General features: G+C 66.7%; 17 protein-coding genes and 2 tRNA genes. 7 read left to right on the forward strand and 12 right to left on the reverse strand.

Features of this window, described 5'->3' with window-relative positions; translation table 11 throughout:
• Positions 1-12 precede the first annotated feature (12 nt).
• From WC815_11295 to WC815_11315, 5 genes are all read left to right on the forward strand, one after another.
• Positions 13-369, forward strand: coding sequence for a helix-turn-helix domain-containing protein (locus WC815_11295; protein ID MFA5909355.1), 357 nt, complete (start codon positions 13-15; stop codon positions 367-369).
• Positions 366-1,670 carry a HipA domain-containing protein gene (locus WC815_11300; protein MFA5909356.1) on the forward strand — a complete coding sequence of 435 codons (1,305 nt, stop codon included), beginning with the start codon at positions 366-368 and terminating at the stop codon, positions 1,668-1,670. The genes WC815_11295 and WC815_11300 overlap by 4 nt, the downstream gene beginning before the upstream one ends.
• A 92-nt stretch (positions 1,671-1,762) precedes the next feature.
• Entirely contained in the window at positions 1,763-2,710 is a 948-nt protein-coding gene (locus WC815_11305; GenBank protein ID MFA5909357.1) for a hypothetical protein, read from the forward strand.
• A 408-nt stretch (positions 2,711-3,118) separates the two neighbouring features.
• Complete coding sequence (locus WC815_11310) at positions 3,119-4,366, forward strand: type II toxin-antitoxin system HipA family toxin (GenBank protein ID MFA5909358.1); 1,248 nt, start codon at positions 3,119-3,121, stop codon at positions 4,364-4,366.
• Between the two features lie 253 nt (positions 4,367-4,619).
• Complete coding sequence (locus tag WC815_11315) at positions 4,620-4,844, forward strand: hypothetical protein (GenBank protein ID MFA5909359.1); 225 nt, start codon at positions 4,620-4,622, stop codon at positions 4,842-4,844.
• Positions 4,845-4,854: 10 nt separating this feature from the next.
• Here WC815_11315 and WC815_11320 read toward each other — a convergent pair whose 3' ends face one another.
• Complete coding sequence (locus tag WC815_11320) at positions 4,855-5,706, reverse strand: tetratricopeptide repeat protein (protein MFA5909360.1); 852 nt, start codon at positions 5,704-5,706, stop codon at positions 4,855-4,857.
• A gap of 191 nt (positions 5,707-5,897) precedes the next feature.
• Positions 5,898-6,392 carry a hypothetical protein gene (locus tag WC815_11325; protein ID MFA5909361.1) on the reverse strand — a complete coding sequence of 165 codons (495 nt, stop codon included), beginning with the start codon at positions 6,390-6,392 and terminating at the stop codon, positions 5,898-5,900.
• A gap of 167 nt (positions 6,393-6,559) precedes the next feature.
• Between WC815_11325 and WC815_11330 the strand changes: the two genes are divergently transcribed.
• Positions 6,560-7,741 carry a hypothetical protein gene (locus tag WC815_11330; protein ID MFA5909362.1) on the forward strand — a complete coding sequence of 394 codons (1,182 nt, stop codon included), beginning with the start codon at positions 6,560-6,562 and terminating at the stop codon, positions 7,739-7,741.
• A 226-nt stretch (positions 7,742-7,967) separates the two neighbouring features.
• On the opposite strand, the gene WC815_11335 is transcribed toward WC815_11330, so the two are convergent.
• The 9 genes from WC815_11335 to WC815_11375 form a co-directional block, all read right to left on the reverse strand.
• A tRNA-Cys gene (locus tag WC815_11335) sits at positions 7,968-8,041 on the reverse strand.
• A 165-nt stretch (positions 8,042-8,206) separates the two neighbouring features.
• Positions 8,207-8,281 (reverse strand) — tRNA-Gly (locus WC815_11340).
• Positions 8,282-8,372: 91 nt separating this feature from the next.
• Positions 8,373-9,395 carry a hypothetical protein gene (locus WC815_11345; GenBank protein MFA5909363.1) on the reverse strand — a complete coding sequence of 341 codons (1,023 nt, stop codon included), beginning with the start codon at positions 9,393-9,395 and terminating at the stop codon, positions 8,373-8,375.
• A complete protein-coding gene (locus WC815_11350) occupies positions 9,389-9,757 on the reverse strand; it encodes a YraN family protein (GenBank protein MFA5909364.1) in 369 nt (122 codons plus the stop codon). Before WC815_11350 ends, WC815_11345 begins: the two co-directional genes overlap by 7 nt.
• A gap of 82 nt (positions 9,758-9,839) precedes the next feature.
• Positions 9,840-11,159 (reverse strand): acetyl ornithine aminotransferase family protein, encoded by a 1,320-nt coding sequence (locus WC815_11355; GenBank protein ID MFA5909365.1) that lies wholly within the window; start codon positions 11,157-11,159, stop codon positions 9,840-9,842.
• 39 nt (positions 11,160-11,198) lie between these two features.
• Complete coding sequence (cysS, locus tag WC815_11360; protein MFA5909366.1) at positions 11,199-12,611, reverse strand: cysteine--tRNA ligase; 1,413 nt, start codon at positions 12,609-12,611, stop codon at positions 11,199-11,201.
• A 7-nt stretch (positions 12,612-12,618) separates the two neighbouring features.
• Positions 12,619-12,891, reverse strand: coding sequence for a hypothetical protein (locus WC815_11365; GenBank protein ID MFA5909367.1), 273 nt, complete (start codon positions 12,889-12,891; stop codon positions 12,619-12,621).
• A gap of 5 nt (positions 12,892-12,896) precedes the next feature.
• The gene (locus tag WC815_11370; GenBank protein ID MFA5909368.1) at positions 12,897-13,835 is read right to left on the reverse strand and encodes a bifunctional riboflavin kinase/FAD synthetase; all 939 of its coding nucleotides are present in this window, start codon (positions 13,833-13,835) and stop codon (positions 12,897-12,899) included.
• A complete protein-coding gene (locus WC815_11375; GenBank protein MFA5909369.1) occupies positions 13,826-14,617 on the reverse strand; it encodes an MBL fold metallo-hydrolase in 792 nt (263 codons plus the stop codon). Before WC815_11375 ends, WC815_11370 begins: the two co-directional genes overlap by 10 nt.
• Before the next feature lie 29 nt (positions 14,618-14,646).
• Here WC815_11375 and mazG point away from each other — a divergent pair, with 29 nt between their 5' ends.
• Positions 14,647-15,501 carry a nucleoside triphosphate pyrophosphohydrolase gene (gene mazG / locus WC815_11380; protein ID MFA5909370.1) on the forward strand — a complete coding sequence of 285 codons (855 nt, stop codon included), beginning with the start codon at positions 14,647-14,649 and terminating at the stop codon, positions 15,499-15,501.
• A 50-nt stretch (positions 15,502-15,551) separates the two neighbouring features.
• Here mazG and WC815_11385 read toward each other — a convergent pair whose 3' ends face one another.
• Complete coding sequence (locus WC815_11385) at positions 15,552-18,047, reverse strand: DNA internalization-related competence protein ComEC/Rec2 (GenBank protein MFA5909371.1); 2,496 nt, start codon at positions 18,045-18,047, stop codon at positions 15,552-15,554.
• Between the last annotated feature and the right edge of the window lie 37 nt (positions 18,048-18,084).

Genomic DNA, 18,084 nt, shown 5'->3' on the forward strand with positions numbered 1-18,084 from the left:
GTTTGACGAGTTATGAGGATTTCTAAACAGCTCTCCGATGAGGCCATCCTCCAGGAACTGGGCAGCCGGCTGGCGGCCGCGCGGCTGGCGGGCAACCTCACCCAAGCGGCGCTGGCCCTGGAGGCGGGAGTCTCCAAGCGCACGGTCGAGCGTCTGGAGTCGGGCGAAGTGGCGTCGCGGTTGTCTGGACTGGTGCGTGTCTGTCGCGTGCTCGGGCTCATCGACCGCCTTGACGCGCTCGTCCCGCCGGCCAGGCCCGGACCGGTCGAACAGTTGAAGCTGGCCGGCCGCGCCCGCCAGCGCGCCTCGGCGCCACGCCAGCCCCCCGCCAGCCGGCCGCGGAAGTGGACCTGGGGTGACGGCTCGTGATTGCCGAAGTCCGCCTCTGGGGACGCACCATCGGAGCCGTGTCGATGGACGACCAGCACGGCCACGCGGCATTCCAGTACACCGCGGAGTTCGCGGACAGCGGCATCGAGGTCGCGCCGCTGATGCTGCCGCTCAGCCGCCGGGTCTACGAATTTCCGGAACTTCCACGCCGCACGTTCCACGGCTTGCCAGGCCTGCTCGCCGACTCCCTCCCCGACCGCTTCGGCAACGCGCTGATCGATGCGTGGCTCGCCACGACCGGGCGCACGCCCGACAGCTTCAGTCCGATCGAACGCCTCTGCTACACGGGTGCCCGCGGCATGGGCGCGCTGGAATTTGCTCCGGTCCTGGGGCCTAAGCCACGCAAGGCCACGAAGATCGACATCGACGCGCTGGTCACGCTGGCCTCCGACATCCTGACCGAGCGGCGCAACCTCAAGGGCAAGCTGTCGGCCGCGGGCCGCAAGAAGGCGCTGGCCGACATCCTGAAGGTCGGCACCTCGGCTGGCGGCGCGCGGGCCAAGGCGGTGATCGCGTGGAATCGCAAAACCAACGAGGTGCGCTCGGGTCAGGTGGACGCCGGGTCCGGCTTCACCTACTGGCTGCTGAAGTTCGATGGCGTCGCCGGCAACAGGGACAAGGAACTCGAGGATCCGCAGGGCTACGGCGCCATCGAATACGCCTACTCGCTGATGGCGGGCGCGGCGGGCATCACGATGAGCGAGTGCCGCCTCCTCGAGGAGCACGGCCGTCGTCACTTCATGACCAGGCGCTTCGACCGCCTGGCGGACGGCGGCAAGCTGCACATGCAGTCGCTCGGCGCCCTCGCCCACTTCGACTACAACCAACCTGGCGCCTACTCGTACGAGCAGGCGTTGTTGGCGATCCGCCAACTCGAGCTCCCGATGGCCGCGGTGGAGGAACAATTCCGCCGCATGCTCTTCAACATCGTCGCGCGCAACCAGGACGACCACGTCAAGAACATCGCGTTCCTGATGGACCGGGATGGGCGGTGGATGCTGGCGCCGGCATTCGACGTCACCTACAGCTACAACCCGTCGGGAGACTGGACGGCGACGCACCAGATGACGGTCAACGGCAAGCGCGATGGGTTTGCGATGGGAGACGTGCGCGCCGTGGCGAAGAGCGCGGGACTAAAGCGCGGGCGCGCCGACACGCTCTACGAGGAAGTTCGGGCTGCAGTTGTCCGCTGGCAGGAGTTCGCGGCCAAGGCGAAGCTGGGCGGCGACGTGATCGAGAAGATCCGGAGAGTGCATCGGCTCGAACTGCGAACGGATTGACCGGGTGCTCCGTCAGCCCTTACCCGCAAGCGGGTGTAGGATTCTCACAGGTCAATTGCTCGTAAGACCGACGAATGAAGCGAAGGGAACCAGTGAGGATCCGCCGAACGGTTGTCGCGTTGTTTGCCCTCCTGCTGCTGGCGCCGTCTCCAGGTTCGGCTCAGGGACTCCCGTCTGTCGAAGACCTGGCGCTACGGGTCAACCTCGGCGATCAGGTTCGGGTTGAGGATCAAGCGGGAGTCAGGACCACTGGGCGCCTCACGCGCATCACGCGCGAGGAATTCGCGATCCAGACCGAAGCCGGCGAGAGGCGTTTCACGAGCGACACCGTTCGCGAGGTCGCCGTGCGCGGCCACTCGTTTCGCCGGGCCGCCCTCGTTGGGGCCGGGGTATTCGCGGTCCTTGGCGCGGTGGCCGTCTGCTCGCACGATGGCGGCGGGGACTGCGCCATCCTCGGGTCGCTCGGCGCCACCCCCATCGGCGCGGGCGTCGGCCTGGTGATGGGGGCTCTCATCCCTCGGATGAGGACTGTATTTCGTGCACCAGAGGGCCGCGCTTCCGTTCCCCCGTCGCGCGTTGCCGGCGGTGCTCCAAACAGCCTGCTCGAGAACCTTTCCCTCCGGGTCAACCTCGACGATCAACTCCGGGTCGAGGACCCGTCGGGGGCCAGGACCACCGGTCGCCTGACCCGGCTCACGGCAGATGAGATCACAATCGACACCGGCGCCGGCGAGAAGCGTTTCACGCGGGAGACCGTTCGCCAAATCGCCGTGCGCCACCATCCATTCCGCATGGCTGTGCTCACCGGGGCCGGTGTGGGTGCGGTCGCGGGCGCAATAGCCGCATGCACGGGCCCGGCACGGGAAGAATGCGCGGACGCTCCAATCATGGCCGGCGCTCTTGGCGCGGGCCTCGGACTTGTCGCGGGGGCACTCGTGCACAGGACGACGGTCGTCTACCCCGAGGCGGAGCAGCGGGCGTTTGTGTGGCCGATGATTTCGCGCGACACCGTCGGCGTCCGGGTCGGTCTATGGTGGTAGTGGTAGAGCAATCGTCGAGGTAAGTCCTTCCACTGCAATACTTACATCCATGCCAGCGCATCTTCCCGATCGGGAATACCGACGCGGGTTATACCTGGTTCTCGAGACGATCTTCCCGATCGGGAATATCAATCGACTTCTGCCCACAAAAGGTGCATAATCTTCCCGATCGGGAAGATCCACCGTGACCACTGAACAAATCGGAGCCGTCGTCCGCCTCGCACGGATCTCTCAAGGCCTTCGCCAAGATCAGTTGGCCGCGGCCGCACGGGTAGGCGTGCGTTTCGTGATCGAATTGGAGCGCGGTAAGCCGTCAGTCCATCTCGGGAAGACGTTGGCCGTACTGGACGCTCTGGGCTGCCGCCTGAAGATCACGCATCCGCCCAAGCCGCCGAACAGTAACGGCTCATGACTCGGACGCTGTCGGTCTGGTGGGACGGCGCGATCGTCGGCTCTCTCCGAGTCAATCAGCACGGCGAGATGAGTTTCGCCTACGCGCCGGACTGGCTCGCCGACTCGTCCCGTCCCGCCGTGTCCTTCTCGTTGCCCAAGAGAGCGGAACCGTTCAAACGGCGCGACTGTCGTCCGTTCTTCGCAGGACTCTTGCCGGAGGAGGCGCAGCGTGACGCGGTCGCTGGCGCGCTTGGGATCTCGAAGGGCAATGACTTTGGCCTGCTCGAAGCCCTTGGCGGAGATGTGGCTGGAGCCTTGACCATCTGGCCTGAGGGCGACACACCGCCCGCCGGTGATCCGAGCGGACAGCCGCGAGCCCTCAATGATGACGAAGTCGTCGCGATCCTCGATACACTCCCGACGCGACCGCTGCTCGCAGGACGTGAGGGACTGCGCCTGTCTCTTGCCGGCGCTCAATCAAAACTTCCCGTCGTCCTCGTTGATGGCAGGGTTGCGTTGCCGGCACCCGGGCAACCGACGACGCATATCCTGAAGCCACCGATCGCGCGCTTCCCCACCACCACGGAGAACGAAGCCCTCGTGATGCAGTTGGCGGCCGCGCTCGGCCTCCCCGCCGCGCCCGTCGAACCGCGCACCACGCTCGGCCGGCCATACCTGCTCATCACCCGATACGATCGACGCCTCGATGGGGCTGGCCGGGCGCACCGGCTGCATCAAGAGGATTTCTGCCAGGCGCTTGGCATCCCGCCAGAACACAAATACGCGGCCGAAGGCGGCCCTACGTTCAAGACCAGTTTCGAACTGCTCCGCCGCGCGACCACTCGCCCGGCCATTGCCACACTGACGCTCCTCGACGCGGCGATCTTCAACCTTGTTGTCGGAAACGCCGACGCCCACGGAAAGAACTTCAGCCTGCTCTACGACGCCGGGACCGTCAGCCTCGCTCCGCTCTACGACCTGCTCTCGACGATTGCCTACACCGATCTGTCACCGAAGCTCGCCATGAAGATCGCAAAGCGGGCCACGCTGGAAGAGATCGACGGCGGCACGTGGGAGGCCTTCGCAACGGAGATCGGAATGACAGCTCCCTTCGTCCGTCGGCGCGTCAAGCAACTCGCTGACGCCACGCAATCGACCGCTCCGCGCATCGCGGACGCACTACCCGGCCTGGATAATGGGGCGTTGGGCGCCTACGCTGCTCTAATCACTGCACGAGCCCAGCGTCTAACGAAGATGGTCTAGCACAATCCTGAGTCGGCCACGGTTTCCTGAGCGGAGTTGTGTGGTCCGCCTTCGCTCGCGCACCCTCTGGCGAGCTATGGCGGGACAACCTTCGCCATGCATCCAGGGGAGTTGGTTTACCAACCGAAGCTCAGGGAAGTGCGGCGCGGTCCACCTTCGCTGGCCTGCATTCTGAGCCAGCTACGGTGGACAACCTTCGCATGGAACCTTCTTCGGGTTCCTGTTTTTCATCTTCATCGGCGGCGCGATCGTCATGTGGCTATGGAACTGGCTGGTGCCCGGCCTGTTCGGCCTGCGTCAGCTCGGCTTCTGGGAAGCGCTCGGCCTGCTGGCGCTGTGCCGGATCCTGTTCGGCGGCTTTGGTCGCGGTGGGGGCAATTGGAAGCAACACGGCCCGCGGCGCGAGCGCAAGGAGTGGTGGAAGACGCCGAAACCCTCACCTGATGCCGCACCGTCGGGGGCTCCGCCCCATGGCTGATTGTGTGACTTCACCGAAGCCGGCGGAGTTCCACCTCCGAGACGATGAAGCCGAACCCGGGCCAACCGCCCGACTGGATCGATCGCTCGAACCACCTGCGCGCCTGCGCCTTGTCGCCCCGCACGAGGTACCAGTTGCCAAGGCCGTAGGCGAGCGTGGCGACCTGCACTTCGTCAGTATCCGCCGCTGCAATCACGGCTTCCGGACCGATCTCGCCACGATAGAGCTGCAGGCGCCGCGTGTACGCGTTGGTCACCGCCTTCTCCGGCCGACCGTCGAGCATCGCCTTCGCTTCCGCGCCCCGTCCGGCCCGGCTGAGCGACATCCACAACCAGTCCGTGGAACCCGCGAGTTCGCCGGCGTCCGGTGCGATTGGCTGCGCCTTGGCGAACGAGGCGGCCGCATCGGCAAAGTCCCCGCGCAGGTACTGGACGACCCCGAGGTGATACCAGATGCCGTAGATCGTGCCGTCGATTTTTCCGCCGCGCGTGAGATCGGCGAACGCGCGATCGAATTCACGCACGGAAAGATAGCGATGCCCGCGCCATCGGAGGAGCAAAGCGTTGTTCGGCTCGATCTCGAGACCGCGCGTGAACGTCGCGATCGCTTCGCGAAACTGCCGCGCACCGGACTGGGCCACGCCGAGGTCGATGATGCGAGCAATGTCTTTCGGGTTGGCGTCGAGAGCGGCTCGCGCCGTCCTGACGGCGTCGGTATCGGGAAGCGAGCGATACTCGACGCCCTCGGGTGATCGGTATTGCACCGGTTGCACGCCTGCCTGGCTCGCATCGAGCGCCGGCCCCAGGGTGATCGCTGCGATGATCGACGCCAATGCGGCAAGACGAATGTCTCTGAATGGCATGGCCGGGATTCTACAGGTTAGGTGACAGGGCCTGCCACCCGAAGCTCGAAATCTCAGCGACACGGCCTGCCAACCGTAGCTCAGGAGAAGCGCGGAGTTCCCAAGCTGGAGAATTGACGAAGAGACCGAGCCCCAGTCTGTCTCGATCAAGACAAGCAGGCACAGGCACGCAGCAAGACACCTGACCGCGGCTAACCTGGCGGCTTTCGCAGCGTCTCGTTGGTCGAAACGTTGAACCGCCGCACGTTGCTGTACTGCGCGGTGGCGCGAACCTCTTCACCCGGGCTCGTATAGTGCTCGGTCATCTTCGCGGGAAAGCGCAGTCCCGACCGCTCGTCAACCGCGAACTCGACAACGAACACCCCATCGGTCGACAAATCCGACAACTTGAACTCGGTCTTGACGATCGCCCCGGTGGCCGCATGGACCCACACTTGCCCTGATGCCGGCACGTTCGCACCGCGACGGGCCGTCACGATCGTGGGGCGGCCGGTTTCGCGGAAGCGGATGACGACGGTCTCGGCGCCGTCCACCGGTGCTGACGCGCGCGGGGCGTCGAATTTCATGCTCGACGCCGACGCCGCCTGCAGATACACAAGCGCCGAGTCGGGCAGGTTGGTGGTGCGGTGGACGCGGCCGAGGTTGTAGCGCGCGCTCTCGGCCGCCAGCCGCCGTGCCTGCGACATGGCGTTGGCATTGGGCGATTGCCTTGGTGACAGCTGGTCGATGATACGGAGGAGACGGCAGGACGGCTTCGGAGGTTCCATTCGCCCTGCCTGCATTGACGGGGGCACCGAGAGTACGCGACAAGTTACGTGCGCGAGCCTACGGGGCACAGAATTGGGGGGAAGAGATGCGGTTATCCAGGCGTGATCTCCTGAACACCGGGCTACACGGCGCGGCCGGGCTGTCGTTACTGTCGTCGGCGGCCTGCATATCCAGGCCGCCACAGGCCGATGCCACCGCCGACGGTCAAGCGAAAGTCCCACCCGAGGAGTCCTATCTCGACGCCGCGACCATGGCTTTCTGGACGTCCACGGCTCGGGAGCCCCTCGAGAGTCTCCCGGACGGCCTGCCCACCGTCATCAGCCAGATGCCGGCGGGCGGACAGAATGCGTCCGACGCCATCGGCACGAAGACCAAAGTCACGGGCGGCAGTGCCAAGCCCGCCACCATGGCGTCCTCCCAGGACATCGTCAAGACAACCACGATTGCCAACTCGAGTTCGCAGGCGGCTTTCGTTTTCTACGATGACAAGTCAGGCTTTCAGCCTGTCACCAGGATGGGCAAGGACGGATTGGTCGACAAGGGCGACACCACTGTCACGATCGATGTTCAACGCGTCAGGCCCTCGATCGCCGATCGGACCAAGTTCGACAACCTCAAGGGCGGGTCGCTTCGCATCGATCTGGTGCAGAACCAGCCGCTGCCCGATCTGGCCGAAAGGCTCGCCTGGACGACGATTGCCGGGCTGTATCCGGATGCGAAGGGGAAACTGCCCAGCGTCCAGGAACTCAAGTTCGATCCGAGTACGGCGTGGGGACAGTCCAAGGCCGTGAAGCTCCCGGGGGGCGACGGCCTCTGGAGGTGGAACTTCTTCCTGCAGAAGAAGAGCAGCCGCTGGAGCACATTCCTCGACCTCGCGCGCAAGGTCAGCGCACCAGTTGCCCTCGCTTTCGCGATGCCGGCCTATGCGGCGACCGCCTTGGCTGATCTCGACTTGATCCTCGGCGCCATGCAAGCTTCGGACGTGAGCGAGTGGTTATTCAGGGGACAGTCGATGCGCGTGTCCACGACCAAGAGCACGTTCCGGGAGGGTCACCTGCCGCTCCGGTCAGGCCGCTACATCGCCGTCAGCGAACGCCAACTGCACCTGCTCGACAGCGTGGCGGCCAACGGCAAGCCCTGGGAGCTTTCCCCGGAGGGGCTGATCGTGCCGCAAGGTACAAAGGGACTCAGGGTGTTTGATGAGGCGGAGGGGATACTGCCTGAACTGAGCTATCTGTCGATCGCCGTTACCGTTGCGCAAGCGTGAGGCGCCGGCATGGACCGGACTGCCACGCGAAGCGCGCCGGCGACGCCGCGGTCCGGCTTCGCTCGCGCACCTCTTGGCGAGCTATGGCGGAACCACCGTCGCCTGCATTCAGGGGATTTCGTTTACCAACCGAAGCTCAGGGAAGTGCGGCGCGGTCCGCCTTCGCTCGCGCACCTCTTGGCGAGCTATGGCGGGACAACCTTCGCCTACATTCCTGAGCGAAGGTTGGAGGCGCCGCCCGGATTTGAACCGGGGATGGAGGTTTTGCAGACCTCTGCCTTACCACTTGGCGACGGCGCCGCTCGGAAAGCTAATGCTAGTTGAGAATGGTGCGTGGGGTCGACTGGGGGGTCATTCGACGATTGGGGACATCAGTCAGTAATCGCTTGCCAACCGTGTGGTCCGCCTTCGCTCGCTACGCGAGCTTCGGCGAGACAACTTTTGCCAAGGATCCAAAGCAAAAGTTGGAGCGGGAAACGGGATTCGAACCCGCGACTTCGACCTTGGCAAGGTCGCACTCTACCACTGAGTTATTCCCGCTCGCCGAGAACAACTTACTCTAACAGATGGGTAGTAGTCAGGCAAGCAATCCGAGCCTCCAGACGGGTCTAAAGACCCGCCCCTACGGGGGTTAAGGGGTCAGGCCCCCCGGATTTGCCCCTCTCAGGACCCTGGCCGCCTCCTCCGGGGACACCGGGTTGCGGGGGATGCCACTACCCCAGTCCACCCCGCTCCAGCGGGTCACGCGCGGAATGACCTCCAGGTGCCAGTGAAACGCCTGGTCCGCCCCGCCGCCGAACGGCGCCGTGTGCAGCACCAGGTTATAGGCCGGCCGCTCCAGCGCCCAATCCACCCTGGCCATCACGTCCTTGAGCACCGCCGCCGCGGCCTCGAGCACCGCGTCCGACGCCTCCTCGAACCGCGGCGCATGGTCGCGCGGCACCAGCCAGGTCTCAAACGGCACCCGGGACGCGAACGGCGCGATCGCAATTACTGGCAAGGTGTCCGACACCACGCGACGGCGATCCTGTAATTCCTGCGCGGTGATGTCGCAAAAAATGCAACGGCCAGTGTGGACCAGGTGATCCGCGGCCCCTCGGACCTTCTCGTTGAGGGCAGCGGGAACGATCGGGTACGCCGCGATTTGGGAGTGGGCGTGGTCCAGGCGGGAACCTGCTGCCCGCCCGTGGTTCTTGAACACCACCGCCGCGGCAAATCTTGCGTCCCGCTTCAGATCCTGCAGTCGCGTCCGCCACGCCCACAGCACCCGCCACAACCGGTCCGCGCCCAGGTGATGCAACGGCTGATCGTGGATCGGTGTCTCGATCACCACTTCGTGCGCGCCGAGGCCGTCGCGGGTCTCGAACACCCCGTCCATGCGGCGCTCCTCGCGGCCCTCGATCCTGAGCATGGGATAGCGGTTGGCCACCACCCGCACCGACCACCCCGGCGTGTTGGCCGGACCGCCCTCCCGCCACGCCAGCAACTCCGGCCCGGTGTCGCCTTCCCTGCCCTCGCAGAACGGGCACGCCGAGGGCGCAACCTCGAGGCGCACGGGCTCCCGGAGGAAGTCGTCCGGGCGCTTCTGCGGCTCGAGTTCGATCACCACCGAACGGCCGGTGACCGGGTCGCGCCTGAGTTCGGTGGTTACCATCCGGGCCTGAACGCGTCCTGGTAGACGGTGATCTTCGCCGGCGCGATCGAGGCATCGATGGCCACCACGTCGAAGCGGCAGGGAGTGTGGTGGAGGGCGTGGTTCGAAACGTATTCCTCGGCCATCGAGACCAGGCGTCGCTGTTTCTGCGAGGTCACCATCTCGACCGGATCGCCAAATCTGCTATCGGTCTTGGTCTTCACTTCCACAAATACTACCGTGCCGCCGTCGCGGGCGATGAGGTCGATCTCGCCGAAACGGGAACGGTAGCGGCGGTCGAGAATTTGATACCCGAGGCGCTCGAGCTCGGTGGCCGCCATTTGCTCGCCTTCGAGGCCCAGCCGCTGTCGCGCAAAGGTCATACGAGACGCGGAGCAAGGGCCGTTCCGGCGCTCCCGGCCTCCGCGGCACCCCCGGCCTCCGCGGCACCCCTAAAGGGGTGCCCTACACCGTGGAGAGCGCCTGGTCGAGGATGTCCACGGCCGTCGCCGCCTGGGCCTTGGTCAGCACCAGCGGCGGCGACAGGCGAATCGCGTTCTTGCCGGCGCCCAGCACCAGCAGGCCGCGCGCGAAGCAGGCCTCCACCACCTTGTCGCGTTCGGCGATCGCCCGCTCCTTGGTGACGCGATCCTTCACCAGTTCAATGCCGATCATCAGCCCGCGCCCGCGGACGTCGCCGATGATGGCGTGCTTCTGCTGCACTTCCTTCAGGCGGTCCATCATGAACGCGCCGACCTCGGCCGCGTTCTTCATCAGCGAGTCTTTCAGCAGCGTGATGGTGGCCAGCGCCGCGGCGCACGACACCGGGTTGCCGCCAAACGTGCTGGCGTGCGTGCCGGGCGGCCAGTCCATCACGTCGGCCCGCGCGGTGGTCACACCCAGCGGCAGCCCAGAGGCCACGCCCTTGGCCACGGTGATCATGTCCGGCTCGACGCCGAAATGCTCCATGGCGAACATCTTCCCCGTGCGGCCCATGCCCGATTGCACTTCGTCGGCAATCAACAGGATGCCGTGCTTCCTGGTGAGGTCCCGCAGCCGCTGGTGGAACTTCGCCGGGGGCACGACATAGCCGCCCTCCCCCTGGATTGGCTCGACGACGACGCCGGCGACCTCGTCTGGCGAGATCAGGTGCACCAGCACCTCGTGCTCCAGGAAGTCGAGGCACTCCGACTGGCACGACTCGGGCTTGAGACCCACCGGGCAGCGGTAGCAATTGCCGTACGGCGTGTGGAACGTGCCGGCCTGCATGGGCCCGAAGCCCTTGCGCTGGATCGACCTGCTCGACGTCAGGGCCAGCGAGCCGAGCGTGCGGCCGTGAAAGCTGCCGAGGAACGCGATCATCCCGTAGCGCCCGGTCGAATACCGCGCCAGCTTGATCGCCGCTTCCATGGCCTCGGTGCCCGAGTTGGAGAAGAAGGACCGCTTCGGCCCGCTGAACGGCGCAATCTCGTTGAACGCCTCGCCGATCGCGACCTGCCCCTCGTAGTAGAAATCGGTCCCCGACATGTGCAGGAACTTCGATGCCTGATCGACGATGGCCGCGACCACGGCGGGGTGGGAGTGCCCGGTGGAGTTGACGGCGATGCCGGCGGCGCAATCGAGGAAGAGATTGCCGTCCACGTCTTCGACCGTGGCGCCGGCGCCGCGGGCCATCACGAAGGGATAGCCACGGGTGTAGGAGGTCGAGACGACCTTGCCGTCTCGCTCGATGATGGCTTTGGCCTTGGGTCCCGGCAGGGCGGTCTTGATCAGCGGCGAGTCCATGGTCTGATCATACCGGGAACCGGGAACCGGGAGCCGGAGTTACTTACGCTTCCAGCGCGTGCCCTTCGGGCCGTCTTCGAGGATGACCCCCTTGTCGAGCAATTCCTGGCGGATGCGGTCGGCTGCCGCGAAGTCGCGGCGGCGGCGGGCATCCTGGCGAGCCTGGATGCCGGCATCGATCTCGTCCTGCGGGATCGGCGGCATCGCTTCTTCCGCATGACGCAGCGACAGCACGCCGAGCACCGCATCGAAGTGATCGAACGCCGCCGTGATCCCCGGTGCGTCGGCCTCCCCCACTTGCTTCGCGTCCATCGCGATGTTGAGCGCGCGGATCAGGTCGAACACCTCGCCGAGGCCGGCCGCGGTGTTGAGGTCGTCGCTGAGCGCGGCGTCGAACGCCTCGACCGCGGCGGTGACCCGGGCGGCCACTTCCGCATGCGCGCCGCCTCCCGAGAGCCCGCCGACGCGTCCCAGGAAGTCGGTGATGCGCCGCAGCGCCTCTTCCGCCTGCTCGAGGCCGATCCAGGTGAAGTTCAACTGCTTGCGGTAGTACGCCGACAGCAGGATGTAGCGCAGCGCCGACAGGCGGAAGCCGCGATCGAGCACGTCCTGCACGGTGTAGACGTTGCCGACCGACTTCGACATTTTCTGGTTGTCCACGAGCAGGTGCTCGATGTGGAACCAGAACTTCGAGAACTCCTTGCCGGTGGCGCCTTCGCTCTGCGCGATCTCGTTCTCGTGGTGCGGGAACACCAGGTCGACGCCGCCGGTGTGGATGTCGATGGGCGCCTCGCCGAGCAGCCTTAGCGCCATGGCCGAGCACTCGATGTGCCAGCCGGGCCGGCCCGGGCCGCAGCCGCAGTCCCAGGTCGGCTCGCCGGGCTTGGTCGCCTTCCACAGCACGAAGTCGCGCGCGCTTTCCTTGTCGTACTCGTCGGAGTCGACACGGGCGCCCGACTGGATGCCCTCGTGATCGAGCCGCGCCAGCTTGCCGTAGCTGGGCAGCGACGAGATTTTGAAGTAGGTCGAGCCGTCGGTCTGGTAGGTGTGGCCGCGCTCACCCAGTTGGTGGATCATGTCGGCCATCGCCTGCAGGTTCTCGGGGTCGGTGGCGCGCGGGGTCTCTTCCACCGGCTCGATGCCGAGCGCCAGCGCGTCTTCGCGAAACGCCTTGATGTACTGATCGGTGTACTCGCGCAGCGGCAGGCCGGCCTTCTCGGCGCCGACAATGGTCTTGTCGTCGACGTCGGTGAAGTTCATGACGTGGTGCATCTGGAAGCCGCCCACGTACTTCAGCGCGCGGCGCAGCACGTCCACGCTGACGAAGGTGCGGAAGTTGCCGATGTGGCCGCGGGCGTAGACCGTGAGGCCGCAGGTGTACATGCGGACGGTGTTGTCGCGGACCGGGACAAACGGCTCAACCTGGCGCGTGAGGGTGTTGTACAGGCGCATGGGACGCTTACGTCGAGTGATGGGCGGAGACCGATTCCGTCCCGATGGTGAAGGTCAGCGACGTGGCGTCGCTCGTCACCTCGATGTGGCACGAGGCCGGCCCGCCGGGCGCCTGCATGGCCGCGGCCGCGGCGGCGCGCACGCGCTCCACGAAGCCGGCGCCCGCCTCGGCGTTCAATTCCGCATACGTCACGGCGTGTGCGGCGACGTCGGCCACGATGGCGACGACCTGGGGGTCCTTGGGAACAGTCAGTTTGAACGTGAACGCTTTGGGGGACATGCGACTCAGACCGATAGTCTATCGAACAATCGCGCCGCACGGCGAACATCCGCCGCGATCTGGTCCTGGAGCGCCTCGATGTCGGGGAACTTGCGCTCGTCCCGCAGCCGCTGCACGAACGCCAGCCTGACGGTCTTGCCGTAGAGGTCCATCGACCGGCCAATCAGGTGGGCCTCGATGGTGGTGGCCAACTGGTCGCCGAAGGTTGGCCGCTGGCCGATGTTGGTCACGCTGGGATAGACCGCCCCCTCCACCGTGACGGCGGTGGCGTAGACGCCGTTGGGCGGCAGCAGCTCGTTGCCGGTCGACAGGTTGGCGGTCGGAAAGCCCATGTCGCGCCCGCGCCTGGCGCCTTCCACGACCACGCCGTCCAGCGCGTAGTGGTGGCCGAGCAGCGCGCCCGCCTCGTCCACCCGCCCCTCGCTCACCAGCCGCCGGATCCGCGTGCTCGAGACCACGAAGTCCTTGTAGCGGACCGGATCGATCTTCTCGGCGCGGAAACCGTGCTGCGCGCCGAGCGACTTCAGCAGCGTGAAGTTGCCGCTGCGATTGCGGCCGAACAGGAAGTCGGCGCCCACCCACACCTCGGCGACGCGCAACCACTCCACCAGCACGGTGCGGACGAAGGCGTCGGGCTCCCACTGCGACATCTCGTGCGTGAAGCGCACCACGGCGGCGCCCTGCACGCCGGCCCGGGCCAGCGCATCGAGCTTCTGGGCCTTGGTCATCAGCAGGAGCGGGGCCTTGTCGGGGCGCAGCACGCGCGGGGGATGCGGGTCGAAGGTGAGCACGACGCTGGTGCCGCCGCGCTCGGAGGCGCCGCGCTGGATGCGCTCGATGATCTTGACGTGCCCGCGATGCAGGCCGTCGAAGTTGCCGAGCGCGAGCACCGGCGACCGCCAGGTGATGGGCCGCGGGTCGTCCGGGAAATGGATTACGTCCATGCGTCCCCGGCGTCGATCGGCACCACGAGGCCATCATAGGCCAGCTCCACGGCGGCCGGCAGCGACGCGTTGGTCGCGGCGTGCGGCAGCTTGTGGCACATGTGCGTGAAATAGGTGTGGCGTGGCTTGATGCGCTCGACCACAGCGAGCGCCTCGGCCACGGTGAAGTGGGTCGGATGCGCCTTGTGGCGCAGGGCGTCGAGCACCAGCACGTCGAGCCCGTCGAGCAGCGGCCAGGCTTCGTCCGGCAGCCGGTTGCAGTCGGTCAGGTAGGCGAACGTTCCCACCCGATAGCCGAGAATGGGCCGCGACCCATGGAACAGCGGCACCGGCTGGATGCGAATGGCGCCGATGTTGAAGGGCCCGGTGATGGCCGTCAGCGCGATCTGCGGGATGCCGCCGCCCTTTTCGGTGGACGGGTTGAAGATGTAGGAGAAGGTCCGCCGCAGGTCGCCGGCGGTCCGCTCGTCCGCATAGGCCGGGATCGATCCGCCCTGCATCACGTTGAACCGCCGCACGTCGTCCAGGCCCATGACGTGGTCGGCGTGGCTGTGGGTGAACAGGATGGCGTCGACGCGGGCGATGCGGTTGGCCAGCACCTGCTGGCGCAGATCGGTCGAGGTGTCGACGAGGATCGAGGGCCCGCCGTCCACGCGAATGTGGATCGACGGGCGCGACCGTCGATCGCGCGGATCGGTGGACAGGCACACCTCGCAGGTGCAGCCAATCATCGGCACACCGTGTGACGTGCCGCTCCCAAGGAAGGTGACACTCGCCTTCATCTAAGAGACGGAATGTTAGCATACGGGCCATGAGCGAACTGGCCGGCGCGCGCTTTCAGCAACTGGTGGGCATCATGCGCACGCTGCGCTCCGAGCACGGCTGCGCGTGGGATCGGCAGCAGACGGTGAAGACGCTGCGGCCGTTCGTGCTGGGCGAAACCTACGAGCTGCTCGACGCGCTCGACCGCGACGATTACGACGAGCTGAAGGCCGAGCTCGGCGACTTCCTGTTCGAGGCGGTGTTCCTGGCGCAGATTTGCGAGGAGGAAGGGCGCTTCTCGATCGCGGATTCCCTCCAGGCCATCGCCGACAAGCTGGTGCGGCGGCATCCGCACGTGTTCGACGCCGACGGCTTGCCCACCGTAGCTTCAGCGGAGGTGGGCCTGGCCAGCCTGACCCCGCGCGAGGTCAAGGAGCAGTGGGAAGACATCAAGAAGAAGGAACGTGGCGACGCCGGCGAGCCCGACAAGACGCTGCTGAGCGGTATTCCCCGCTCGATGCCGTCGCTGCTGCGGGCCTACGAGCTGAGCACGCGCGCCGCCACGGTCGGCTTCGACTGGGTGAAACCGGACGACGTGCTCGACAAGATCGACGAAGAGACGCGCGAGCTGCGCGAGGCGGTCGAGACGCTGGGCCCGAAGTCGCCGGAGGCCGAGGAGGAACTCGGCGATCTGCTGTTCGCGGTGGCGAACCTTGCCAGGAAGCTGGGCGTCGAGCCCGAAGCCGCGCTGCGCGTGGCGAACGACAAGTTCCAGAAGCGGTTCGACGATGTCGAGCGGCAGGTCACCGCGAAGGGCCAGCGCATGCGCGACCTGACACTGGAACAGCTCGAGGCGCATTGGCAGATTGCCAAGACCACCACCAAGAGACAGGGCGGAATGTAGGGGCCCTTTTGAGAAAAGGGATGAGATGAGCTAATGGACCGCACTCTCTGCTACCTCGTTCTCAAAAGTGCCCCTACATTCCGCCCAGTGAACGTCGATATGGCTAGTGACGTGCCATCGGTTGTCACTTCAATCTGCCCCTCCTGATCCGTCCTGAAGATCTGCGCGCCGGCGGAGTGGTAGCGCTCCAGCACATACGGCACGGGGTGGCCGTACGGATTGCCGCGGCCGCTGCTGATGACCACCACGTCCGGCTGCACCGCGGTGATGAACTCCGGTGAGCTCGAGGTGCCGCTGCCGTGGTGCGGGGACTTCAGGACGACGATCGGAAGCAGGTCCAGCGTCGGGATCAGCGCCTGCTCCACCTCCCTGCCGATGTCGCCGGTCAGCAGCATCGACACCTGGCCGTAGCGCAGCTCGATGACGAGCGAGTCGTCATTTCTCACCTTCTGCCGCTCCCAGTCGGGCAACGGCGGGTGGTGAACGCGCAGCTCGACGCCGCCCAGATCGAGGCGATCGCCCTTCTGCAGCCATCGCCACGTCGCGCGACGGCGGCCCGTGACCGCCTGCAGCTTCAGCGTCGGCTCGTGATTGGCGACGAACGTCCCGGCCCACACTTCGCTGGGCGCGAAGTCCGTTGCCAGCGACACCGCGCCGCCGATGTGATCCGGATCGCCATGCGTGATGGCCAGGTAGTCGAGACCGACAATGCCTTTCGCGCGCAGGGCCGGGCCGAGGACGCGGTCGCCGATGTCGAAGTCGCCGCGCAGCGACACGCCGCCGGCGTCGATCATCAACGTGCGGCCATTGGGCAGCGTCACAAGCATGGCATCCCCCTGCCCCACATCCATCATCGTCAGGTGCAGGCGGCCATCGCCGAACGTGGTTGCCAGCGTTGGCGGCGCGACCGCGATCCAGATGAACAGAACAAAGGCGGACCACGAAGCACACGAAGAGCCACCACGACGGACACGTTCGTGTTTCCCTTCGTGTGCTTCGTGGTAAAGGATTGTGACAAGCCAGATCCCTAGACACGCGTAGTACGCGGTGATCACTAAGAGGGACGGTGAAGGCACGCGCCACGTGAGCCACGGCGCCCACGCCACGAGCGCCGCGCTGTCGACCAGTCCGCGCACCGACAGGTGCGTGACCCAGCCGGCGACCTGCGCGGGGCCGTTGGCGCCGACGGCATCCAGTGCCGCCGTGACCATCGACGCCACCTGCACGACCGCCATGCACGGCACGGCGACGAGATTCAGCACCAGCCCCGCCAGCGTGACGCGCTGGAACACGAGCGCGCCGATCGGCATCAGCACGACCTCGACGCAGGCGGAAGCGGCGATCAGCAGGACCGGGCCGCGACACCAGCCCGGCAGCGCCAACCAGGTCATTCGCGAGGCGCCGGCCACAATAGCTGCAGTGGCGCCGAACGTCAGCCAGAAGCCGACATCCGCCACCGCCAGCGGCGTCACCAGCAGCACGGCCGCCGCCGTGAGCGCCAGCGCGTGCGCCGGCGCGGTGCGTTGATCGATGACGCGCAGCGACAGGTAAATGGCCGCCATCACGGTGGCGCGGGTCACCGATGGTCCGCCGCCCGCGACAAACGCGTACCACGCCAGCAGTGCCACCGCCGCGCCGGCCGCCCAGCCGCCGCGGATCCCCAGCCACCACAGCACGGCGAGGATCAGCCCGGCCAGGATCGCGATGTTGCCGCCGGAGATGGCAATCACGTGGTACGTGCCCGCCTCCTGCAGGCGGCGCTCCACGTCCGCATCGAGCGACCCGCGATCGCCAATCAGGATCGCCGTCGCCACGGCGGCCGATTGCGGATCGCGAACCGCCACGTGCCGCGTCATCGCGCCGCGCACCGCGGCTCGCATCGACGCGGCGGCTTCACCGAACCAGTGGCCGCGGCCGGTCACCTCGACGAGCGCGGCGCTCTTGATCGAACCCACCAGCGACATCCCGCGCCTCGCCAGCAGCCGCTCCTGATCGGGAACACCGGCGTCGAGGTAACGCGCGGGACGACGCAACAGGGCCGGTACCTTGAGGCGGCGGCCGGCGCGCCATTGCTCCACGGCGCCGGCGGCGAGCACGCCAGACACCGTGAGCGACACACCGCCAGGCGCCGGCTCCGGGCATGGGCCAATCCAGACCCGCTCCACCTGCAGCCGCAGCAGCGCCCCGGCTTCGGTCCGGGCGGCGTCCGCGGAGAGCGTCCCCTCCACGACGATGGGCGTGTCGTTGCGGGGGGCATCAACACCTTCGATGGCGAACCCGCCCAGGCGCTCTTCCAGCAACGTTCGAAGGGGCGGATGCAACGCGGCATCGTGCGCCGCGGCCGCCAGCAGCGCGCACGCCGCGGCGAGGCAGACAAGGCCGGCGCGGAGCGTCCAGTCTCGCCGCTGCCGCGAGGCGCACACGAACGCGGTGACGGCGGCGCCCCCGAGCAGCCATCGGACCTGGGCCATCCACGACGGGTCGGCGAACACGCCAATGGCAGTGCCTGCCGCGGCAGCCAGGGCGAGCGCAAGGGAGAGTGACATGCCCCAACCAGAAGCAAACGGCGGGGCATACGAAAAC

It is taken from the genome of Vicinamibacterales bacterium (assembly GCA_041659285.1).
In the GTDB taxonomy this organism is placed as follows: Bacteria; Acidobacteriota; Vicinamibacteria; order Vicinamibacterales; family UBA2999; genus 12-FULL-67-14b.